Here is a 1,023-nt window from a genome sequence, read left to right on the forward strand (position 1 = left end):
GTTTCTCTGAAATTGTATTGAGTCCAAATAGGTTCCATTTAACACTATGTGTTAACGATAACACACATAGTATAACCGATGACACTCGCTAATAATCTACACTCAAAACCACTCGCGTGGTGGAAGAAAGCAACTGCCTACCAAATTTATCCCCGTAGTTTTTATGATACAAACCAGGACGGTATTGGTGACATCAATGGGATCATTGCTAAGCTAGATTATCTTGCTGATTTGGGCATTGATTTAATATGGATCTGCCCATTCTACGCATCACCGAATGATGATAACGGTTACGATATCAGTGACTATCAAGCGATTCATCCTGACTTTGGAACCCTTGAGGATGTGGATAAATTAATCACTGCTGCTCATGAACGTGGCATTCGCATTATTATGGATTTAGTGATAAACCACACTAGCGATGAGCATCCATGGTTCATCGAATCGCGAGATAACAAAGATAGCCCTAAGCGTGATTGGTATATTTGGCGTGATGGTTGTGAGCCTACAGCTGAAAAGCCGACTTGCGAACCAAATAACTGGGAAAGTATTTTTCATGGTAGTGCATGGGAATATGATGACAAAACTGCACAATATTATTTGCACCTATTTTCTAAAAAACAGCCAGATCTTAATTGGGAAAACCCTGAAGTTAAACAAGCACTATTTAAAATGATTCATTGGTGGTTGGAACGAGGTATTGATGGTTTCCGTGTCGATGCAATTAGCCATATTCAAAAACAAGCTGGTTTACCCTCTTTACCCAATCCAAAGGGTGAAAACTATGTCTCTTCATTCGATTATCATATGAATGTGGCAGGGATTGAAAAACATCTGTATGAGTTAAAAGAGCAGGCGTTTTCGCCTTTTGATATCGTGACCGTTGGTGAGGCCAATGGGGTGACGGCCGACAACGCATTGCCTTGGGTTGCTGAAGCGACCGAGCACGATCAAGGTGGTGTTTTTAACATGATTTTTCAGTTTGAACACATGAAGCTATGGTCGGAAGAACAAAGCAACGAG

General features: G+C 40.9%; 1 protein-coding gene. It reads left to right on the forward strand.

Annotation, left to right across the window (positions count from 1 at the left end; translation table 11 throughout):
- Window positions 1–78: 78 nt before the first annotated feature.
- The coding region (locus AB4486_RS23830) for an alpha-amylase family glycosyl hydrolase (protein ID WP_372119062.1) at window positions 79–1,023 on the forward strand (945 nt) is incomplete at its 3' end.

This window comes from Vibrio sp. 10N.222.55.C6, from assembly GCF_041473395.1.
Taxonomy (GTDB): Bacteria; Pseudomonadota; Gammaproteobacteria; order Enterobacterales; family Vibrionaceae; genus Vibrio; species Vibrio crassostreae_C.